This is a genomic window from Blastomonas sp. CCH1-A6 (genome assembly GCF_001556365.1).
GTDB lineage: Bacteria > Pseudomonadota > Alphaproteobacteria > Sphingomonadales > Sphingomonadaceae > Blastomonas > Blastomonas ursincola.
On the sequence record NZ_LSIS01000016.1, the window covers coordinates 1 to 1,370 of the forward strand.

The window sequence follows — 1,370 nt, forward strand, 5'->3', positions numbered from 1 at the left end:
CGCGCATCGCCGAACAGCGAGAGCGAGGCGGCCTCGGCAGCGAGCAGCGAGGGGTCCTTGGCGAGCTGGTGCCCGTCGATATCGGTACGCTCGGTGCCCTTGGGAAAGCTCGCGATGATATCCGCCATCAGTGCGGCATTGCCGCCATCGTCGGTGCCGAAGATCAGATAGAGCCGGATATCGGGGCGCGGCTTGCGGGCGAGCGCCTGGATGGCACCTGCATCGCCCTTCATTGCGCGGCCGAAACCTCGCGCGCGAAGAGCGAAAGGCGCGTCACGATCTGGTCGGCAATCTCGAGCGACAGGTTCTCGAGCGCGCGGTTCTCCGCCGCGATGGTCGCATATTCGCTGCTGACGATGTCGATACCGGCGTCGGAGGCGGCGGTGGCATCGAGCACTGTTTCGCCGCTCGCGATATCGACCAATTGGTAGCGCGCGCGCAGCGTGCGGCGCTCGCGCGTCACCTGATCATTGGCGAGCAGACCGAAGCCGGTGATCTTGTCGTCGAGCACGACCTGCAGCTTGTAGCGCTGATTTCCGTTGCTCAGCGCGTCAAGCTTGTCGTCGAGCGCATTCTTCACCAGCCAGCCCGCGCGCCCCTGGATCGGCGCGACCGCGACATCGCCCAGCGTGGTCGCGACCGCACCCTGCGTGCCGTTCGAATAAAGCGGCTTCATCCCGCACGCGGACAGCGAGGCGAGCAGGGCGAGGGGGAGAAGGGCACGCATCAGTTCGCTCCGGCGCATAAGGAAGCAAGTACGCTACCAACCCCGTCACCCTGAACTTGTTTCAGGGCCCATTTCTCCCCAAGCGGCTTCGGCTGCTGGGGCACGATGGGTGCTGAAACAAGTTCAGCATGACGGAAGTTGATACGTAAAGCCATCACACCACCAGATTGACCAGCCGGTCGGGCACCACGATCACCTTGCGGATCGCCGCGCCGTCGAGGCTACGCTGCACCTTGTCCGATGCCAGCGCAAGCCGTTCGAGCTCTTCGTTGGGCAGGCCCTTGGCGACGGTGAGCGTGTCGCGCAGCTTGCCCTTGATCTGCACCGCGATGGTAACCTCGTCCTCGACCAGCAGCGCCGGATCGACCTCGGGCCAGCTGGCGTCGGCGATGAGGCCGTGGCCTTCGAGCACTTCCCAGGCCTCTTCGGCGAGGTGCGGCACCATCGGCGCGACCAGCCTTGCCAGCGCGCGTACCGCGACATTGCGGCTGGCGCTGGGCGCGGCCTTCTCGATCGCGTTGGTCAGCTCGTACAGCCGCGCCACCGCCTTGTTGAAGGCGAGCGCCTCGATGTCCTTGGCAATCAGATCGATCGACTGGTGCAGCTTGCGGTCCAAGGCCTTGTCCTGGCCCTCGGCGGGTTC

Annotated in this window: 2 protein-coding genes and 1 pseudogene; all 3 read right to left on the reverse strand. The window is 65.5% G+C overall.

What is annotated here, in order from left to right:
- Positions 1 to 233 (reverse strand): annotated as a pseudogene (locus AX735_RS00465) (DNA polymerase III subunit delta); the annotation flags it as partial.
- On the reverse strand, positions 230 to 727 hold the full coding sequence (gene lptE / locus AX735_RS00470) for an LPS assembly lipoprotein LptE (protein WP_137775848.1): 498 nt from the start codon (positions 725 to 727) through the stop codon (positions 230 to 232). The pseudogene AX735_RS00465 and the gene lptE, both read right to left, overlap by 4 nt.
- Positions 728 to 881: 154 nt before the next feature.
- The coding region (locus AX735_RS00475; protein WP_156447377.1) for a class I tRNA ligase family protein at positions 882 to 1,370 on the reverse strand (489 nt) is incomplete at its 5' end.